Origin of the sequence: Hyphococcus sp. (assembly GCF_965228385.1) — a bacterium.
Lineage (GTDB): Bacteria > Pseudomonadota > Alphaproteobacteria > Caulobacterales > Parvularculaceae > Hyphococcus.
In genome coordinates this window covers 3,251,291-3,268,376 of the sequence record NZ_OZ245810.1, presented here as the reverse complement: position 1 = coordinate 3,268,376, position 17,086 = coordinate 3,251,291, and the positions used below count along the sequence as shown (strand labels likewise).

Sequence of the window (17,086 nt, the reverse complement as noted above, 5' to 3'; positions counted from 1 at the left end):
ACATACCCACTTGAAATGTTTCTATACGGTGTAACTATTATAGCGTGGCTGGAATCCTCCAGCCCGCACATGGAGAGCCAGATGGCTAACATTAAATCTCAAAACAAACCCGCTGACAAAAAACCGGCAGCAAAACCCGCCGGCAAACCAGCAGCGAAACCAGCCGGGAAACCCGTAAAGTAGCCTCCGGTTGACGAGGAAAAGAGCCGCCCTTCCAAAAGGCGGCTTTTGTTTTTATAATCACAGCAATCGCTCCCCAACGAGACCATCACCTTCGCGCGCTGTTATAAGTGTTTTAATGATCTCGCCTGGTTGGACGCCCTCGCCGGTCACCCGCACCGGCGCATAGTTGCCAAGGCGCGCGCGTCCGCCGCTTTCCTGGATGGCGTTGAAAACACCCCCCACTTGCGTATCTAGAAACGCCCTGAGGTTTCGCGCGCCCGCGTCGCGCAACCGGCGCGCTCTTTCTTTTGCAATATTACCCGGAACCTGCGGCATGCGCGCCGCCGGCGTGCCTTTACGCGGCGAAAAAGGAAATACATGCACAAATTGCAGCCCCGCCTCCCCGACTATGTCGAGGCTGCGCTCAAACATCGCTTCGGTTTCGGTCGGAAACCCGACTATGATATCCGCACCCAAAGCAATTTCCGGACGCCGATTGCGAACATCGCAGCAAAGCGTGATCGCCTGCTCGCGCGTATGGCGGCGTTTCATGCGTTTCAAGATCATATTGTCGCCAGCTTGCAACGACAGATGCAGATGCGGCGCGACCCGTTCATCGCCGGTAATGCGTTCGAATAATTCATCATCGATTTCCGCACCGTCGATAGAGGAAAGCCTGAGCCTGAAAATATCGGGAACGCAATCCAGAAGCCGACCAACTAACCGTCCGAGGCGAGGTTCGCCGTCCAGGTCCGCGCCCCAAGAGGTAATATCAACGCCGGTCAGCACGATTTCGCGGTGGCCGGCCTGCGTCAGCCGCTTCGCTTGTTCTACTATCATTTCAACCGGCGCTGAACGCGAATTTCCGCGGCCATAGGGTATGATACAAAAGGTGCAGCGATGGTCGCAGCCATTTTGTATCTGAACAAACGCACGCGCGCGGTCGCCATAGCCGTCAATCAAATGGCCAGCCGTCTCGCGCGCGGACATAATGTCATTGACTCGCACAATGTCGTTTTCGCCTTGAGCGAGCGCGCGCCATTGACGCGGATCAAGTTTTTCCTGGTTCCCGATCACAACCGACACTTCCGGCATGGCGGCAAATGTTTCTGGCGTCGTTTGCGCGGCGCAGCCGGTGACAATCACTCTGGCGCCCGGCCAGCGGCGTTTGGCGCGTCTGATTTTTTGACGGGCTGAGCGCACCGCTTCGTTGGTTACGGCGCAGGTATTGACAATAACCGCATCGCGGCAACCGCTTTCATAAGAAAGTCGGCGCATGACCTCGGTTTCAGCAAGATTGAGGCGGCAACCAAGGGTAATTATTTCTGGCGACTCTGGCATTGATTGCTATGTGAGCCATCCAGCTTGCAAGTACAAGTTTTGAAATAGACTGCGCGCTTATACCGGCGGCACGCCATTGCCGGTCACGCATATCGGCCTTGCGTCACCGGCCTGTCGGCCAGCGCCGCGTTGCGCAAAGCTCGCATCACCTGATAAAAATCATGGCGTGCGATGCAGTGCGACAGCGTTTCCATATCAGGAAAGTCGAGACTCTCGCGGAGGGCGCTGCTGAGCATGTCCGCCGCCTCCGCGTTCGAAATCTGGCCGGCGACAGCGAGCTGCGCGACGTAGTAAGCCCGTTTCAGGGGCGTCGTCGCTTCTTCCGGTGTGAGCGCATCACGCAGCCGCAAGATATGCGCGCCTTCAGATTTTACGCGCAACCGCGTGTTGCGGCCGCCATTTTCCACGAGAACGCCGTTGATCAAAAGCTCTTCACCAGGACGCAGCTTTAAAATCAATCCGCTCATCGCATGCCCCATTATTGCGTAAATAAAATTTATGCGATGCAACACGAAATAACAACCTATAGTTGATAATAATACAACTTATAATGGAAATTCCGTTGAATAGTTTGGAAAAACTAGTTTTCCATCGCCAAAATAATGGAAAAGCCGACAACCATAAAAAGGGCCAGCGGGAAAAACGCGCCGATTATAGCCGGGACCACCCCAAGCGCGCCCAGCGCCAGCGCCAGGTTTTCCGCGACAAAATATGTAAATCCCAGCGCCGCGCCCGAGACGGCTCGCGCCAGCATGACGCCCTGCCGGTGAACGCCAAATCCGGCGATTGCGCCGAGCAGCGGCATCACCAAGGTCGCCATGGGTTTAGAAAACCGGCTCAACAGCGCCGTCATGGCGCCCCGCGTATCCGCCTGGTCTTCACTCAACTGACGGATTTTCATAGCGAGTTCCGGCAGGCTTGTCTGGTCCGGCTCAAGCGTCAGCGCAAACAGCAATTCCGGATCGAGCGTATTGGTCCAGATCACCTCCGGATTATCGTCAATGTCGAGCGACATCGCCGCAAAAGTTCTCGCGTCGAACAGCCGCCAGCCCCCATCTTCGTAACGGGCGAGGCGCGCTTCGATAACGCTTGTAATCAATCCTGATGCATCGAGACTGCTGATTGTCACGCCTGTCAATAATACCGCGTCACCAATTCGCGCCGCGCTGGCTGCGGCGATCAACTCATTGTCGTAACTGATGCGAATATCCGTACGCGTATCGCTGTCGGGCGGCAAACCGACCGCGTAGTCGTTTACCTCCCAGTAATCGAGCGCTTCGGATGTCTTTACCGTCACCGCTTCATGAAAAACAAAATGCGCAAACGTAACGCCCGCGCATACAACGCCAAGCGGAAACAGCACGCGGTGAACTGACATGCCGGCGGCGCGCATTACCGTAATCTCGCTGGAGTGACTAAGCCCGGCGAGCGTGAAAACAACTCCCAAAAGCGCCGCAAAAGGGGTGAACTGGCTGAGAATTTGCGGCGCGCGCAAAGAAATGTACCGCAAAACGGAATCAAAGCCGGCGCCCTCAGGAGCCAGAATGTCTTCAGAACGATTGAGCAGATCCAGCATCTGCAAAATGATCACAAAGAATGTCAGCAAGGCAAAAAACCGGATGAGAAACATCCGCCCGACATAAATCGTGAATATGTTACGCGCGAAATTCATTCAGCCGCATCCGCCGCCGGCGCCGCGATACGGACAGTTTCCTGCGATCGCCGCGCCATGACCTTCGCCGTACGCGCTTGATCGATTGAGCCGGTGTAGAGGGATAAAGATACAAGCGTGAAAATGGCGAAAATACCCCACATCGAAATAAATGGCGATACTGAGCCATCCTGCGCGGCAACCTTGCCCCATTCTTCAAGCACTTCGTGATAGACGATGAGGATTGCGATGCCGACGACTGGCTTCAGGTTCGACGCCCGGCGACGTCCCGTCACTCCCATCGCAACGGCGAGGATCGGCAACACGAGAAATGATAGCGGGTGGATGATCCGCCAGTGAAGGCCGGCGCGATATTCATTATATAGCGGAGAAGACTGGGGCGATTCGCTCGCCAGAAGCGCAATGATTTCATTGATCGTCGCCTCACGCTCGTCGCCGCCTCTTTCCCGAAAAACGCCGATCGCCGGCAGATCAACTTCCAGATCGAACGTTTCAAAATTCAGCGTCTGGATACGATCGCCAAACGGATTGATGATCACCTGCCGACCGTCCTGAAGCTTCAGCAGAAGCGATGAAATTTCCGGCGTTGTGGAAATGGCGCCGTAACGCGCCGTTATGATGGTCTTACCGCCGTCAAGCGCTCGCCGCTCCAGATAGATCTCGCGTGCGTCGCGCGTTTCGGCATTAATCTCCCCGAGCCTGATTGTCACCTGATCGCTGATCTCAATGAACTCTCCCGGCGGTATTTTGATGCCAAGCGCGCCGCTCGTCACATCGAACCGGATCTGCTGATATTCATAACGCGCAAAAGGCTGTACGTATGAGACCAGCAGAAAATCCAGCACCATAATGAGACCGATCAGCATATAAATGGGCCGCATCAACCGGCCGAACGACGCACCGCTTGAGGAAAGGGCGTCAAGCTCGCTCGAAATAGAGAAATTTCGAAAAGCGAGAAGAATCCCCAAAAACGTTCCTAGCGGCAAGGCAAGCCCGAGATAATGCGGCACTAGATTTGCCAGCATCCGCCAGACCACATCAACGGGCCCTTGCTCAGCCAGGACAAAATCAAATAGGCGCAGCATATGCTCCAACAACAAGAGCATGCCGGCCACGGCGAGCGCCAGAATAAGGGGCGTCGCGACGGCGCGTAGAATGTAACGGTCAATAAGATGCATAGGGGTGGCGGGGCACCTGCCGGAGACTGATTTAAACGCGATGGCCGAGTAGCGCCTGCATTCGCGAGACTTCCCGCGTCTGTAGCGAATTCCGCGCCAATTCGGAAGGCGATAGAACAAATTGAGCGCGCTTCATGCTGCGGAAGGCTTGAATTCGGTCCGCGCCAGATGCGCAGTGGCGAAAAACATCGCCACATTGAACGCCTGGGACAGGCCGGCTTCGGCCAGGAGCATGCCTGCGACCGCGGCTTCAGGCGCGCCGACAATCGCGGAAAGGCTTAAAGCCGCGCCCAGATAAACGATATCCTGGTTGGGCAGAAATGGTATGCGGCTCAACACCAGTTGCATGGCGATAAAGGTCATCCACGCCATTACCGGCGCGCCAGGCAGGGCTGAAGCATACATGGCCGCATGCAGCAGAATAATCAGCGCCTGACGACCGCTGTGAACGCCAATCAGTTTCGGCATCACGCCTTTGGGCAGCGCCATCAATTTGTCTCGAAAGATCAACACCAGAACCGAAAGCCCGCCTGCCGATAAAAACGCCAGCGTAAAAAGCCAGCCTGCGCCCGGAAACGCTTTAAGTCCCGCCTCAAGCCCGCCGGTTAGAGCAAGCGCAACGACCAAAATGACGGTTGCAGCGTTAGATGCAAAAGCGGATAAAAGATTATTATCTTTAACGCCCACAAGAATCTTTTTATCGGAAAGTCGCAGACGACGGCGCGCCCAGAGCGTTAAAAACGCTTCGCCCGAATAGCCCATGACGGCGAAATTATAGACGCGCTTCCTGATGAAGACGAAGAAGTGCCTTATGAGCGGCAACGACCAGATGATCTCATAAAGCGCTATCTCCGAGACTGGAACGGCGAGAAACCGCAGCACGAAGAAAAAATAAAACCATGGCGATTCCGGCAAGGCGCCCAGGACCTCAAGCCAGCCGACACGGCTTAGCTTAAAAATGAGGTAGACCACGATCAGCGCAAGCAGCGTGTACTGTATGACCTTAAGTCCGCGCTGAACTTCGTCGCGTTCGCGCACGGCGTTCCAGCGGATTTGCATTTCAGAGCCGAACGACTTCAGCCTCTCGAAAAACATGTGATTTCCCGGCTAAGCCGCGCGACGGCGCGAAGAAGACGCCGCGCCCGCTGCGTGAGGGCGCGGCGTGAAATTGGCCACCGCTTCTTGATAATGCGACACAAGCTCGGACAGGACTGCGTCCCAGCAAAACTTCTCGCTTCGCGCGCGCGCCGTTTGGCCCATGCGCCTTCGCATTTCCGCATCGCCTCCGAGGACTGCGATCTTTTCGGCGAAACTATCCGTTTCCGGAGCCGCCACGAAGCCTGTCACCCCGTCCTCAATTAAAGAACGGCTGCCCGCCGCCGCGGCGCCGATGCAAGGGAGGCCAGACGCCATCGCTTCCAGCGTTACATTGCCAAAGGTTTCCGTAATGCTGGGGTTGAAAAACATGTCCGCACTCGCATAGGCGCGCGCAAGGTCTTCACCTTGCAGATATCCGGCGAAAACGCCGTCTGGAAGAAGCTTCGAGAAAGTCTCGCGCTCAGGTCCGTCCCCGACCACAAGCGCTTTTAATTTGTCATTGGAATGCTGGGCTTTTTTAAACGCGTCAACGAAAACATCGATGCCTTTTTCTAGCACCAACCGCCCCACAAAAGCGACGACAACGTCCTCATCAGCGAAACCGTTGGCGCTACGCCATTCCGGATCTTTTTTGGAAGGATTGAACAAAGCGCCATCGACGCCGCGCGTCCAAAGCCGAATATCACGCCCGATGCCGTCCCGTTTTAATTCTTCCGTCATTGACAGTGACGGCGCGTAGACATGTTCGCAGCGATTATAAAACCGGCGCATATAGCGCGTCAGGTATTTTTCAAGCCATCGCATGCCATAATAGCGCGGATAAGTATCAAATCGCGTATGAAAAGACGCCACAGCTGGAATATCGTGCTTTTGTGCGAATTCAAGCGCTCTGTACCCTGTGTAATCAGGGGCTGCGATATGTATCAGGTTTGGATTGAACGCCTCAAGCGCGCGGCGCGCTTCTCCCCTCAAACCCAGCCCCAGACGGTATTCGCTGCGCCGCCCCGGAAATGCGAAAGACGGCACCGAGACTAGCGTTCCTGAATGTTCAAACGCAGTCTCTTTGCTTGTGGGGGCGAACACCAGAACATCATGTCCCGATCGCTCCAGAAACCCGACAAGCATGTTCAGCGCGCGCACCGGCCCGTCCATGACGTAATTATAGTTTCCAGAAAACAGCGCGACCCGCAATTTTTGATGTTTGTGCGATAGCTGCGCAGTCATGAAAGGCTCTGTCTGTTGGTATTGGCCGGACGGTCTGGAAAGCCGCGAAAAAAGCACTATACGGGGTGCGGATCAACCTTGAAACCGCCCACGACTGCGCAAAGCGCACCGGGCCGGATGTTGCGCTATTTATCGCGCTGTCCCTCAACCCAGTCCCAGAATAATGAAGAGATATCGGCGCCGCCAAAGTTGCGGACCTCCTGCACGCCGGTGGGCGACGTCACATTGATCTCGGTGAGAAAATCGCCGATCACGTCGATTCCGGCGAAGATCAGCCTGCGCTCGGACAGTACTGGCCCGATCCGGTCGCAGATTTCCTGATCGCGTTCATTCATCACCACCGCTTCGGCTTTTCCTCCAGCATGCATATTGGATCGGGTTTCGCCGGCCGCGGGCACGCGGTTGATGGCCCCCACCGCCTCACCGTCAAGCAGTATTATGCGTTTGTCGCCTTTGGAGACAGCGGGCACGAATTTTTGGGCGATGATAGGTTCTTTATACGTGAGTTCGAAAAGCTCCAGCAGCGCATTGAAATTGCCGTCGTCCGGCTTGACCCGAAACACGCCGGCGCCGCCATTGCCATAAAGCGGCTTGAGGATAATGTCTTTGTGCTGATCGCGGAACGCGCGAACGGCGCCGATATCCTGCGTGATCAGGGTTGGCGGCGTCAGATCCTGAAACTCGGTGACAAAAAGTTTTTCCGGCGCATCACGTATCGCGCGCGGATCGTTTAACACCAGCACCTCGGGAACCAGCCGTTCAAGGATTTGCGCCGCCGTAATATACGCCATGTCAAACGGCGGGTCCTGACGGACGAGTACGACATCGACGTTTTTTAACGCGATGAGTTCGCTTTCACAGAGGCTGACATGCTCGCCCTGAACGCGGCGAATTGTTTCCACTCGTCTTGCACGCGCCAAAACCTCGCCCTGGTTAAGCTGCAGACTTGCGGGCTGATAGACCCAGATTTTATGGCCGCGCCCATAGGCTTCAAGAGCCATGTCAAAAGTCGTATCGGCGTTGACGTTCACCGATTCGATCGGATCCATCTGTATGGCGATTTTCAGCATATTGAGAGCCGTTAAGAAATCACCGGCCCATTCTACATGGCCGGGTTACGAATGGCGACATGGCTCACGACCTTTTCAACACCCGAAACAGAACGCGCCTGCTGGACGGCCGCATCCAGCTCTTTCTGGCTGCGCGCGGAACCCAGAAGATAAACGATCGCTCGCGATACGGACATTTTATAATCCCCGCTTGAGACATCGCCGTCGGCAATCAGGCGCGCTCTCAGGGTTTTGTCGATACGGGCGTCCTCGAATCCCTGGCCCATCGACGTCTTATCGGCGATGATGATTTCGTCAATGACTTCATCGACGCCGTCCGCTTTCCAGGCGTTCGCGATCAGTTTGCGGCGCCCCTCTTCAGATCGCATCGTTCCCGTGAGCATCAAGCGGCCTTCATAAAGCGTAAGATCAATGTCGTTATAATCATGAGAGCGATCCGCGAAGAGAACCGCTTTCAGCTCCGCATTCGCCGACATATCCGAAAAGCTTTCGTCAAGCGACCGGCTTGAGGCGCATGCGCCAAGCGCAAAAACGGCGGCGATGATGAACAGCCGGGCGGGATGGAAATGCATAGCGGCGGGTCCTTTCAATAAACGCTGTCGGGTCCGAAACGACGATGTAGCCATGCGCTGCTTCGTTTGAGAATAAAACCTTAAACGCCGCCATCGCGCCAGGCGTCGCGCAGATGCCTGATGCGCCATCCGGCAATCGCGATGATATCGTATCGAACAGCGCAATCTGCAAGATGCTGATGCTTCGACAGGAAATATTGCGCGGCCGCGCCGATGCGCCTGCGAGTCTGCGGGGTTACGGCCTCGATCGCGGTTTCAAAATTCCGGCGGGTCTTGACCTCCACAAAGGCCAAAAGCCGCCCGCGGCGCGCAATCAGGTCGATTTCGCCAGTCCCGCTGCGAAACCGCGTTTTGACTATTGAATAGCCTTTCAGACGCATCGACATCGCCGCAAGCCATTCGGCAAGGCGTCCGCCGCGCTCAGCGCGCCGACGCGCATTTCTATCGGAAAGACGCCCGCTCACCCGTCGTCTTTCAACACGAGCGCGCGCGCATAGGCGTCATTGCGCGATACGCCAAGCGCATCAGCCGCCGCCGCGGCCGCGTCGCGCACGCGCATGGTTTGAAGGGCGTTCTTAAGAAAATCATCGATTTCCGCTTCATCCGCCTCGCCCCTCTCCGGGGGGTGGACGACAATAACGATCTCGCCTTTCACTGGGGCGTCAGCGAAGCGCGCCGCCATTTCCGACAGGGAGCCCTCATGAAAGGCCTCGTGCATTTTGGTGATTTCACGCGCGACAACCGCTTTGCGATCGCCCAGATGTTCGCTCAAGGCGCGCAGCGATTCCGCCAGCCGCGGCGCGGTTTCATAAAAAATCAGCGTGGCGTCGACCGTCGAAAGCTTTTCAAGGAATTTCGCCCGTGCGCCGGGTTTTTGCGGCGCAAATCCTGCGAAATGAAATTGATCGGACGGTGCGCCCGCCGCGCAGAGAGCGGCAATCGCCGCCGATGCGCCGGGAATGGGGAAAACGGCCGCGCCGGCGTCGCGCGCCGCGCGCACCAGCTTATAGCCCGGATCGGAGATAAGCGGCGTGCCGGCGTCAGATACGAGGCAGATCACTGCCCCCTCGGCGAGCTGTTTCAGGATACCGGGCCGGACCCGGGCGGCGTTATGGTCATGATAGGGCGCGCGCCGCGTCTCGACGCCATAGGCGGCGCACAGTTTCGCTGTCTGGCGCGTATCCTCGCACAGGATGAGATCGGCGCCTTTCATGATCTCCACCGCGCGGTAGGTCATGTCCTTCAGATTGCCGATGGGCGTCGCCGTCACATAAAGGCCGGGTTCCGGGCGTAGTGGATCATCCGTCATGCCATACGCCATGGCCCCAGACGGTCCGGGCGTCAATCAGGTCCCCCTGTCCGGACCGGCGCTCCGGCATGAAACCGGCGCGATTTACGGCGTTTACGCCGGGCCCGCGCCCGGCTAGTCTCCGGGCTCAATTGTCAAAGCGGCGGCGTTTCGGCGTCTGCGCCAACAGCCAAGGATCTCAAGCGAATGCGGTTCAGCGTTTCTTTCGCCAAAATCATAGCAGCAACAGCGCTCGCAGCGATGATCGCGGCTTGCAGCTCGTCGTCTCCGGCCCGGCCCGACCGCGGCCCGGCGATCGCCCAGCCGGACTACCCCCAGCCAGAGGACGGTCAATACGCCCGGCCGGACGACGCGCCGTTTCGCGAAACGGACCGTTATGACCGCCGCAATTTTATCGAACCGCCGCATATGGACGAAGAGCCTGTGCGCGTTGGCCTGCTCCTGCCCTTTTCCGCCGACAATGAGGCGGCGCGCCGGGTCGCCTCCGCCATGTTCGACGCTGCGCAACTCGCGGTCTTCGACGCCGGCGACCAGCGCTTCTTGCTGATCCCGAAGGACACGCGCGGCAATGCGGAAGGCGCCGCCTCCGCTGCGCGCTCGGCGCTGTCTGACGGCGCTGAGATTATCCTCGGGCCGTTATTTTCAGAATCGGTGGAATCCGCCGCGGCGGTCACACGCGCAGCCGAAACACCGATGATCGCGTTTTCTTCGGACCTGACGGCGGCCGGCGACGGTGTCTTTCTGTTGAGCTTTCCGCCTGAGCTCGAAGTGGCGCGCGTCACTGAGTTCGTCATGAATCAGGAAATGACCCGTTTTGGCGTGCTTGCGCCGCGTACGGAATATGGCGACCGCGTCTCCGGCGCATTCGCCGAAGAGGTGTTCGCGCGCGGCGGCGTCATCGTGCACGAGGAGCGCTACGAACAGGACCCGGACGCCATGCTTGAGCCCGCCAAGCGGCTGGCGCGCTATTCAAAGGAAATTATCCCGCTGGAAATGCGCCACGAATATGAAGGCGACCGCACCGAGCCCCTGCCCGCCAATGCGAGCGCGGAAGCCGGTTACACGCAAGGTTTCCAGGCGGTCCTGATGCCGGAGCAGGGCACGCTGCTGCGGGCGCTGGCGCCGCTGCTTCCCTATTACAATGTCGACATCAACCGGGTGAAAATTCTCGGCATCTCCGCCTGGAACAATCCGCGCCTGACGCGCGAGCCGGCCCTGCGCGGCGGATGGTTCGCGGCGCCCGACCCCGAGATCACCCGCAGTTTTGAAAATCACTATGCGGGAGCGTTCGGTTCGCCGCCGCCGCGGCTTGCCTCGCTCGCCTATGATGCGACGCTGCTGTCGGCCCGGCTCGCGGCGACGCAAAGACGGCGCGGACGGTTTTCCGTCGAATCGATCGCCGACCCCAATGGGTATTTCGGCGCCGACGGCCTTTTCCGGCTGAACCCTGACGGCACGGTCGATCGCGGGCTCGCTATCCTCGAGATTCAACCCGGCGGCATTCAGACCGTCGATCCGGCGCCGCGCAGTTTTGCACCCGCTTATTAGCGATTAACATTCAGTCTATGGAGTTCTTGATGAGGCGAGCCGTCCGCCGGGCTGTCATTCTATTCCTTTTCGTCTTTGCAGCCGCTCCGGCGCAGGCGGAAAAGGCGCTGGACCACGCAAGCGCCCCCATGCTGCGCGCCGCCGCGGAACAGGCCGCCGTCTTCGCCGAGCGTCACTATGCATTCACGGTCGATCATCAAACCATCGAAGGCGACAAGCAATTTATTGCGAAGCTGCGGTTCGATCCGCGCCATGAAGACGGCGCGCAATGGACCGTGCTCGAGCCGGCCGAAGACGACCTCGACAAGGGTGCGAAAAAAGCGCTGAAGGCGCTGCGCGACATGGAGCATGACGGACATCCGCTGCTCTATGACAAGCTGGACGAAATGCTTGCCCAGGCCGAGTTCGCGCGCGAGACCGACGCGGAAGCGGTTTTTGTCGCGCAGGTTGAGGGCGAGGACTTTCCGGAAGACGCGCTGGAGGTCTTTATTACACTCGACAAGGCGGGCGGCTATGTTTCGCGCATCGATGTGAAATCGAAAAAGGCCTTCAAGCCGATGCCGATTGCGAAAATCGAGCATCTTGTTCAGACGCAGTTTTTCGCAGCGCCTCATGATAACGGCCCGGCGTTTCTCACGCGCACCGAAAGCCTCGTGGAGGGCAGCGCCATGTTCAAGGATTTTAAATCCGAAACCATGCAGGTGTTTTCGGAGATTGAAATGGTTGAAGTCGAAGACGGCGAAAGCGCGGGGGAGTAGCGGTCCGATCTTTCTGCTTCCGTCATTGCGGACTTGATCCGCAATCCACCAGCCCACAACTCCCTTTCATGGATTCCGGCCGTTGCTGAGGGTTCTTTTGCCTCGCCTCCTGATCCGATATATTTGGCCTTATGCAAAAACTCCTGATCACCATAGGGATCATGCTGCTGGTCGCGGGGCTGTTATGGCCATTGCTGTCCAAACTCGGAATTGGCCGCCTGCCCGGCGACATCCGCATTGAGCGCGAAGGCTTTGCGTTTTATTTTCCCTTGACGACAATGATTATAATCTCAATCGTCCTGACACTGATTTTTAGGTTCTGGGGGAAATAAGCGAGGGGTTGGGGGCTATGCTATTGAAAGCTAAACCCCCGTCGACCCAAAACCGCCTTGCCCGCGCACCGTCTCGTCAAGCTCATCCACCTCTTCGAACGCCGCCTGAAACACCGGCGCGAACACCATCTGGCCGATGCGGTCGCCGCGATTGATCACGAAATCCTCCGCGCCATGATTAATCAGGATCACGCGAAGCTCGCCGCGATAGTCAGCGTCGATGGTGCCCGGCGCATTGACGCAGGAAACGCCGTGTTTCGCCGCAAGGCCGGAGCGCGGGCGCATCTGCGCCTCCCAGCCGGGGGGCATGGCGATGGCGATTCCCGTCGGCGTCATGTACCGCTCGCCCGGTTTCAGCGTAACGGTTTGCGTCACCGCCGCGCGCACGTCGCAGCCGGCCGCAAGCGCCGTTTCATAGCGCGGCAGATCGAGATCTCGTCCGTGTTCCAGCCGCTTGATGCGGACGGTGAGTTCGGCTTGCGTTTCGGTTTTGATCGCCGCAGCGGTCATCTAAGGGCTCCTTTGAAAGTTTCGCGCCCGGCGACTATCGCCTGACTCCGGCCGCCGGCCGTCATTTTCTTTCCCCGTGATTTCCCCAGAGTTTTCCCGCCCCTCGCATGGCTGAAAAAAAGTTGTACAACGCCAAACCTCTCGCCTTGTCCAAATGGCTTGATTGCTGGCGTACAGCCGAATTCTGCACAACTTTCATCGCCGGTTTTGTACAACATTTCCACACGCTGTTTCCTTCGCTTAGCGTCGGCGCGGGCGCCGTCGCGCACTCATTAGCCCGCGCCCTTAGGCGCAACGCAATTGCGCAGCGCGCCGGGTTGAATGATCGCAAACCCCATTATAGGGCGCCCCGGCGAGGGGGTGGATAACTATCCACCGAATGCGGGATTGCGTTCGATTTTCATCAGATATGTTGTAAAATTTCGGGGCCAACTCGCCTGCAGGTTGCGCGCATGATCGCCAATCCGGCGGCGGCAATCCTATATCCGTGAGTCCGGATTTTGTTCCGGGCACGCCGCAACGGGGGCCGTCACGCTGGTAAGCGCATCCAGATTCCAGCATTCGTCAAACACGGAACAATAGCAGACCTGCATATTGGCGCGGCCCGACCTGACGAGATCGCGAAAAGCTTCCGTCGTTTCCTTTGATGCGAATGGCACCTCTACCGATACAGCCGTTATGTCTTCCTCCGGAGACAATACCATGCCGACGATGGGTATGTTGGAAATTGCGAACTGCTCCTCTTCGGCCGCCATACCAACGATGTCGTACCAGTTGGTCTGCACCTCGCCGTCGACCGTAACTTTCACCGATTTGATCCGGGCCGGCCCGATGCCGCGATTGCTGACGGCCAGTTGGAACCGTTCTTCGCCGGGAACGCTGAAATTCATGTCGCTGACGCGGATATGCGGCCAAACCGCGGACTCCGTTTGCCGGCGCACCGCAGCGGACTCGTTGAGCGCCGCGTAAAGCGCGACGGCACCAGTGAAAACGCCGGCGACAGCGAGAATGGTCTGAACGATGTTGATACGAACGAAGATGCGTTCCGCGCGGGTCATGCGCTCTTCAAGCGGGGAAGCGGGCGGAGCCGAACCGGGCGGCGGTTCATTTTCCGGCGCAGCGCCCGTTTTGTCCGCCCCCTCGCCGCTCATGTCAGAGCGCGGCCTGCATTTCTTTCAGGCGGTCCAGCGACTGCTGGGCGACAAGTTTTTTCTCGTCCGTGTCGGCGTCGGCGAGGTCTTCCTGCGCGTCCTTCACCTTTTGCGCGATGGCCGCGGCGTCGAGGTCTTCAGCTCTCACCGCTTCCTCGGCCAGCACGGTCAGGCCGTCAGGATTGATTTCGGCGAAACCGCCGCGCACGAAAATGCGGCTTTCGTCCGAGCCGGTTTTAACGCGCACCATGCCGGGGGCCAGCGTCGTCATCAGCGGCGAATGGTTCGGCAAGACGCCGATCCAGCCTTCCGTACCCGGAATATCGACCTGATCGACGTCCGCGGACATCAGCTCTTTCTCCGGAGAGACGAGATTGAAATGAAGTTTGTCAGCCATATGCTAGTGCGTAGCGCTTAGTGCGTTGTACGTAGGGTTTTTATATTTCATCTACGAACGACGCACTACGAACTACTCCCTTCCCTTAAGCCGCTTCCGCCGCCAGCTTCTCAGCTTTTTCTATCGCGTCGTCGATGGAGCCGACCATGTAGAACGCCGCTTCCGGCAGGTGGTCGTACTTGCCTTCGATGAGGCCCTTGAACGAACGCACCGTATCCTCGACAGGCACCTGAATGCCCGGGAACCCGGTGAAGACCTGCGCCACGTCGAACGGCTGCGACAGGAAGCGCTCAACCTTACGCGCGCGCGCGACGACGAGTTTGTCTTCTTCTGAAAGCTCGTCCATGCCGAGAATGGCGATGATGTCCTGCAGCGCCTTGTACCGCTGAAGGATGGACTGCACGCCGCGGGCGACTTCGTAGTGCTCTTCGCCGACGACGCGCGGGTCGAGAATGCGCGATGTCGAATCCAGCGGATCAACCGCCGGATAGATGCCTTTTTCCGAAATCGCGCGGTTCAGAACGGTCGTCGCATCAAGGTGCGAGAACGACGTCGCCGGCGCCGGGTCGGTGAGATCGTCCGCGGGCACATACACAGCCTGCACCGAGGTGATTGAGCCCTTGGTCGTCGTGGTAATGCGTTCCTGCATCTGGCCCATGTCGGTGGCGAGCGTCGGCTGATAGCCCACCGCAGACGGGATACGGCCCAACAGCGCGGACACTTCGGAACCGGCCTGGGTGAAGCGGAAAATATTGTCGACGAAGAACAGAACATCCTGACCCTGGTCGCGGAAATGCTCCGCCACCGTCAGGCCGGTCAGCGCCACACGGGCGCGCGCGCCCGGCGGCTCGTTCATCTGGCCGAAGATCAGCGAACATTTTGAGCCTTCGGTTGACCCGTTATTTTCCGCCGGGTTCTTGTTCACGCCGGATTCGATCATTTCCCAATAAAGGTCGTTGCCTTCACGGGTGCGCTCGCCGACCCCGGCGAAAACCGAATATCCACCGTGCACCTTGGCGATGTTGTTGATCAGCTCCTGAATGAGAACCGTCTTGCCGACGCCCGCGCCGCCGAAAAGGCCGATCTTGCCGCCCTTGGCGTAGGGGCAGAGAAGATCGACAACCTTGATGCCCGTCGCCAGCATTTCCGATTCCGTCGATTGCTCAACGAATGGCGGCGCTTCCTGGTGGATGGGGCGCCGGTCGTCCGCCGGGACGGGGCCGGCTTCATCCACCGGCTCGCCGATGACGTTCATGATGCGCCCGAGCGTGCCTTCGCCCACCGGCACCGAAATCGGCTGGCCCGTATCCTTGACGGCCTGGCCGCGCACGAGACCTTCGGAGGAGTCCATGGCGATGGTGCGCACCGCGTTCTGGCCGAGGTGCTGGGCGACCTCCAGCACGAGCCGCTGCCCGTTATTATCCGTTTCCAGCGCGTTCAAAATCGCCGGCAGGTGGTCGTCGAAGACAACGTCGACGACAGCGCCGATTACCTGTGAAATGCGGCCTTCTTTGCTCATTTTCTTCTCGTCCTTCGCCTTTATGCGGTCTTTACCAGTTTGGGCCTTAACCCTGTATGTTGCAGTGATCGTTTTGCCGTCAAAACGTCTGCGCTCTCGATCTTCCTGCTGCGTCGCTTCGAGGTAGGGCGCGGGCAGCGCCATATAGGCCCTGCGCCCGCTCAAAATTCGCAACACAATCAGAATAAACCGCGCGATTGGCGATGATATCTCCAGCAAGCCCCGACCCCCTCTGCGATGCTGCACCGCAGCAAAGATAGGGCTTTCTGTTCATCGTTAGCAAGCCGTGCGCGATTTACGCCAGAATTTCGTCTCCTCAATAATCCTTCCGGCCGCGCTAAAGCGCCTCTGCGCCGGCAATGATTTCAATCAATTCGGTAGTGATCTGCGCCTGGCGGGCGCGGTTATATTTCAAGTTCAGCTTGTCGATCATCTCGCCGGCGTTGCGTGTTGCATTGTCCATGGCGGACATGGATGCGGCCTGTTCCGAGGCGACATTTTCAAGCAGCGCGCGGAAAATCTGCACCGCCACGTAGCGCGGCAAAAGAGAGCGCAGGATTTCAGTCTCGTCCGGCTCATACTCGTAAACGGCGCCTTTCAGGTCCGGGGTCTCGACGCCTTCAGGCGCCTCGGCCGGAATGATCTGCTGCGCCGTCGGCACTTGCGACACGACGTTCTTGAACTTGCCAAAGAACAAGGTCGCCTTGTCGAACTCAGCCGCGTCGAACATCGACAGAACTTTTTCGGCGATTTCATGCGCCTCGCCGAAGCCAACCTGTTTTATATCGACAAAATTCGTCTTCCAGACAATCAGCTCGCCATAAAGGCGCTTGAGCTGTTCCTCGCCCTTGCGGCCGACGCAGACGATCTTGACCGTCTTGCCCTCGCCCTGAAGTTTCGTGATGTGCTCGCGGGCGAGGCGCACGATGGACGAGTTGAACCCGCCGCAAAGGCCTTTGTCCGCCGTCGCGACGATCAGCAGATGCGTTTCGTCTTTCCCGGTGCCTGCGAGCAGCTTCGGCGCGTTCGGATTGTCCTTCGCGCTGGCGCTGAGATTGGCGAGCACCGCCTCCATGCGCTCCGTATAGGGACGGGCCTGCGTCGCGCGCTCTTCCGCACGGCGCAGTTTCGCCGCGGCGACCATTTGCTTCGCCTTGGTGATCTTCTGCGTCGACTTGACAGAAGAGATCCGATTTTTGAGGTCCTTCAAAGAGGGCATCTATCTTAAACTCGCATTCAGCATGA

The 17,086-nt window shown here is 58.3% G+C and carries 18 protein-coding genes; 3 read left to right on the top strand and 15 right to left on the bottom strand.

From position 1 onward, the window contains the following. Positions 1–240 precede the first annotated feature (240 nt). From mtaB to rsmI, 10 genes are all read right to left on the bottom strand, one after another. Positions 241–1,503 carry a tRNA (N(6)-L-threonylcarbamoyladenosine(37)-C(2))-methylthiotransferase MtaB gene (gene mtaB, locus ACQK2Q_RS15255; protein WP_425410602.1) on the bottom strand — a complete coding sequence of 421 codons (1,263 nt, stop codon included), beginning with the start codon at positions 1,501–1,503 and terminating at the stop codon, positions 241–243. A gap of 83 nt (positions 1,504–1,586) precedes the next feature. Next, positions 1,587–1,970, bottom strand: a complete 384-nt coding sequence (locus ACQK2Q_RS15250) for a flagellar biosynthesis repressor FlbT (RefSeq protein WP_425410601.1) — start codon at positions 1,968–1,970, stop codon at positions 1,587–1,589. A gap of 113 nt (positions 1,971–2,083) precedes the next feature. After that, a complete protein-coding gene (lptG, locus tag ACQK2Q_RS15245) occupies positions 2,084–3,175 on the bottom strand; it encodes an LPS export ABC transporter permease LptG (protein WP_425410600.1) in 1,092 nt (363 codons plus the stop codon). Further along, entirely contained in the window at positions 3,172–4,353 is a 1,182-nt protein-coding gene (locus tag ACQK2Q_RS15240) for an LptF/LptG family permease (RefSeq protein ID WP_425410599.1), read from the bottom strand. Before ACQK2Q_RS15240 ends, lptG begins: the two co-directional genes overlap by 4 nt. Positions 4,354–4,485: 132 nt before the next feature. After that, entirely contained in the window at positions 4,486–5,448 is a 963-nt protein-coding gene (locus tag ACQK2Q_RS15235) for a hypothetical protein (protein WP_425410598.1), read from the bottom strand. A 12-nt stretch (positions 5,449–5,460) separates the two neighbouring features. After that, the gene (locus ACQK2Q_RS15230; RefSeq protein ID WP_425410597.1) at positions 5,461–6,675 is read right to left on the bottom strand and encodes a glycosyltransferase family 4 protein; all 1,215 of its coding nucleotides are present in this window, start codon (positions 6,673–6,675) and stop codon (positions 5,461–5,463) included. 125 nt (positions 6,676–6,800) lie between these two features. Beyond that, on the bottom strand, positions 6,801–7,745 hold the full coding sequence (gene gshB, locus ACQK2Q_RS15225; protein ID WP_425410596.1) for a glutathione synthase: 945 nt from the start codon (positions 7,743–7,745) through the stop codon (positions 6,801–6,803). Between the two features lie 32 nt (positions 7,746–7,777). Beyond that, positions 7,778–8,317, bottom strand: a complete 540-nt coding sequence (locus tag ACQK2Q_RS15220; RefSeq protein ID WP_425410595.1) for a BON domain-containing protein — start codon at positions 8,315–8,317, stop codon at positions 7,778–7,780. A gap of 80 nt (positions 8,318–8,397) precedes the next feature. Next, positions 8,398–8,781: a YraN family protein gene (locus tag ACQK2Q_RS15215; protein WP_425410594.1), complete on the bottom strand. Its 384-nt coding sequence runs from the start codon at positions 8,779–8,781 to the stop codon at positions 8,398–8,400. Then, positions 8,778–9,626 carry a 16S rRNA (cytidine(1402)-2'-O)-methyltransferase gene (gene rsmI, locus ACQK2Q_RS15210; RefSeq protein WP_425410593.1) on the bottom strand — a complete coding sequence of 283 codons (849 nt, stop codon included), beginning with the start codon at positions 9,624–9,626 and terminating at the stop codon, positions 8,778–8,780. The genes ACQK2Q_RS15215 and rsmI overlap by 4 nt, the downstream gene beginning before the upstream one ends. 186 nt (positions 9,627–9,812) lie before the next feature. Here rsmI and ACQK2Q_RS15205 point away from each other — a divergent pair, with 186 nt between their 5' ends. The 3 genes from ACQK2Q_RS15205 (at position 9,813) to ACQK2Q_RS15195 (ending at position 12,264) form a co-directional block, all read left to right on the top strand. Then, entirely contained in the window at positions 9,813–11,174 is a 1,362-nt protein-coding gene (locus tag ACQK2Q_RS15205; RefSeq protein ID WP_425410592.1) for a penicillin-binding protein activator, read from the top strand. Between the two features lie 29 nt (positions 11,175–11,203). Continuing rightward, a complete protein-coding gene (locus ACQK2Q_RS15200; RefSeq protein ID WP_425410591.1) occupies positions 11,204–11,932 on the top strand; it encodes a hypothetical protein in 729 nt (242 codons plus the stop codon). 131 nt (positions 11,933–12,063) lie between these two features. After that, a complete protein-coding gene (locus tag ACQK2Q_RS15195) occupies positions 12,064–12,264 on the top strand; it encodes a DUF2905 domain-containing protein (RefSeq protein WP_425410590.1) in 201 nt (66 codons plus the stop codon). Between the two features lie 30 nt (positions 12,265–12,294). Here ACQK2Q_RS15195 and dut read toward each other — a convergent pair whose 3' ends face one another. The 5 genes from dut to ACQK2Q_RS15170 all read right to left on the bottom strand — a co-directional run bounded on the left by dut (position 12,295) and on the right by ACQK2Q_RS15170 (position 17,060). Continuing rightward, positions 12,295–12,774, bottom strand: coding sequence for a dUTP diphosphatase (gene dut, locus ACQK2Q_RS15190; RefSeq protein ID WP_425410589.1), 480 nt, complete (start codon positions 12,772–12,774; stop codon positions 12,295–12,297). Between the two features lie 479 nt (positions 12,775–13,253). Beyond that, on the bottom strand, positions 13,254–13,925 hold the full coding sequence (locus tag ACQK2Q_RS15185) for a hypothetical protein (protein ID WP_425410588.1): 672 nt from the start codon (positions 13,923–13,925) through the stop codon (positions 13,254–13,256). Between the two features lies 1 nt (position 13,926). Next, on the bottom strand, positions 13,927–14,322 hold the full coding sequence (locus ACQK2Q_RS15180) for a F0F1 ATP synthase subunit epsilon (protein WP_425410587.1): 396 nt from the start codon (positions 14,320–14,322) through the stop codon (positions 13,927–13,929). Between the two features lie 85 nt (positions 14,323–14,407). Further along, entirely contained in the window at positions 14,408–15,841 is a 1,434-nt protein-coding gene (gene atpD / locus ACQK2Q_RS15175) for a F0F1 ATP synthase subunit beta (protein WP_425411174.1), read from the bottom strand. Positions 15,842–16,178: 337 nt separating this feature from the next. Beyond that, positions 16,179–17,060 carry a F0F1 ATP synthase subunit gamma gene (locus tag ACQK2Q_RS15170; RefSeq protein WP_425410586.1) on the bottom strand — a complete coding sequence of 294 codons (882 nt, stop codon included), beginning with the start codon at positions 17,058–17,060 and terminating at the stop codon, positions 16,179–16,181. Positions 17,061–17,086: the final 26 nt, after the last annotated feature.

Excerpts from the sequence above, each read along its gene's own strand:
- mtaB (WP_425410602.1), bottom strand. The coding sequence starts at position 1,503 with ATGCCAGAGTCGCCAGAAATAATTACCCTTGGTTGCCGCCTCAATCTT.
- ACQK2Q_RS15250 (WP_425410601.1), bottom strand. The coding sequence starts at position 1,970 with ATGAGCGGATTGATTTTAAAGCTGCGTCCTGGTGAAGAGCTTTTGATC.
- lptG (WP_425410600.1), bottom strand. The coding sequence starts at position 3,175 with ATGAATTTCGCGCGTAACATATTCACGATTTATGTCGGGCGGATGTTT.
- ACQK2Q_RS15240 (WP_425410599.1), bottom strand. The coding sequence starts at position 4,353 with ATGCATCTTATTGACCGTTACATTCTACGCGCCGTCGCGACGCCCCTT.
- ACQK2Q_RS15235 (WP_425410598.1), bottom strand. The coding sequence starts at position 5,448 with ATGTTTTTCGAGAGGCTGAAGTCGTTCGGCTCTGAAATGCAAATCCGC.
- ACQK2Q_RS15230 (WP_425410597.1), bottom strand. The coding sequence starts at position 6,675 with ATGACTGCGCAGCTATCGCACAAACATCAAAAATTGCGGGTCGCGCTG.
- gshB (WP_425410596.1), bottom strand. The coding sequence starts at position 7,745 with ATGCTGAAAATCGCCATACAGATGGATCCGATCGAATCGGTGAACGTC.
- ACQK2Q_RS15220 (WP_425410595.1), bottom strand. The coding sequence starts at position 8,317 with ATGCATTTCCATCCCGCCCGGCTGTTCATCATCGCCGCCGTTTTTGCG.
- rsmI (WP_425410593.1), bottom strand. The coding sequence starts at position 9,626 with ATGACGGATGATCCACTACGCCCGGAACCCGGCCTTTATGTGACGGCG.
- ACQK2Q_RS15205 (WP_425410592.1), top strand. The coding sequence starts at position 9,813 with ATGCGGTTCAGCGTTTCTTTCGCCAAAATCATAGCAGCAACAGCGCTC.
- ACQK2Q_RS15200 (WP_425410591.1), top strand. The coding sequence starts at position 11,204 with ATGAGGCGAGCCGTCCGCCGGGCTGTCATTCTATTCCTTTTCGTCTTT.
- ACQK2Q_RS15195 (WP_425410590.1), top strand. The coding sequence starts at position 12,064 with ATGCAAAAACTCCTGATCACCATAGGGATCATGCTGCTGGTCGCGGGG.
- dut (WP_425410589.1), bottom strand. The coding sequence starts at position 12,774 with ATGACCGCTGCGGCGATCAAAACCGAAACGCAAGCCGAACTCACCGTC.
- ACQK2Q_RS15185 (WP_425410588.1), bottom strand. The coding sequence starts at position 13,925 with ATGAGCGGCGAGGGGGCGGACAAAACGGGCGCTGCGCCGGAAAATGAA.
- ACQK2Q_RS15180 (WP_425410587.1), bottom strand. The coding sequence starts at position 14,322 with ATGGCTGACAAACTTCATTTCAATCTCGTCTCTCCGGAGAAAGAGCTG.
- atpD (WP_425411174.1), bottom strand. The coding sequence starts at position 15,841 with ATGAGCAAAGAAGGCCGCATTTCACAGGTAATCGGCGCTGTCGTCGAC.
- ACQK2Q_RS15170 (WP_425410586.1), bottom strand. The coding sequence starts at position 17,060 with ATGCCCTCTTTGAAGGACCTCAAAAATCGGATCTCTTCTGTCAAGTCG.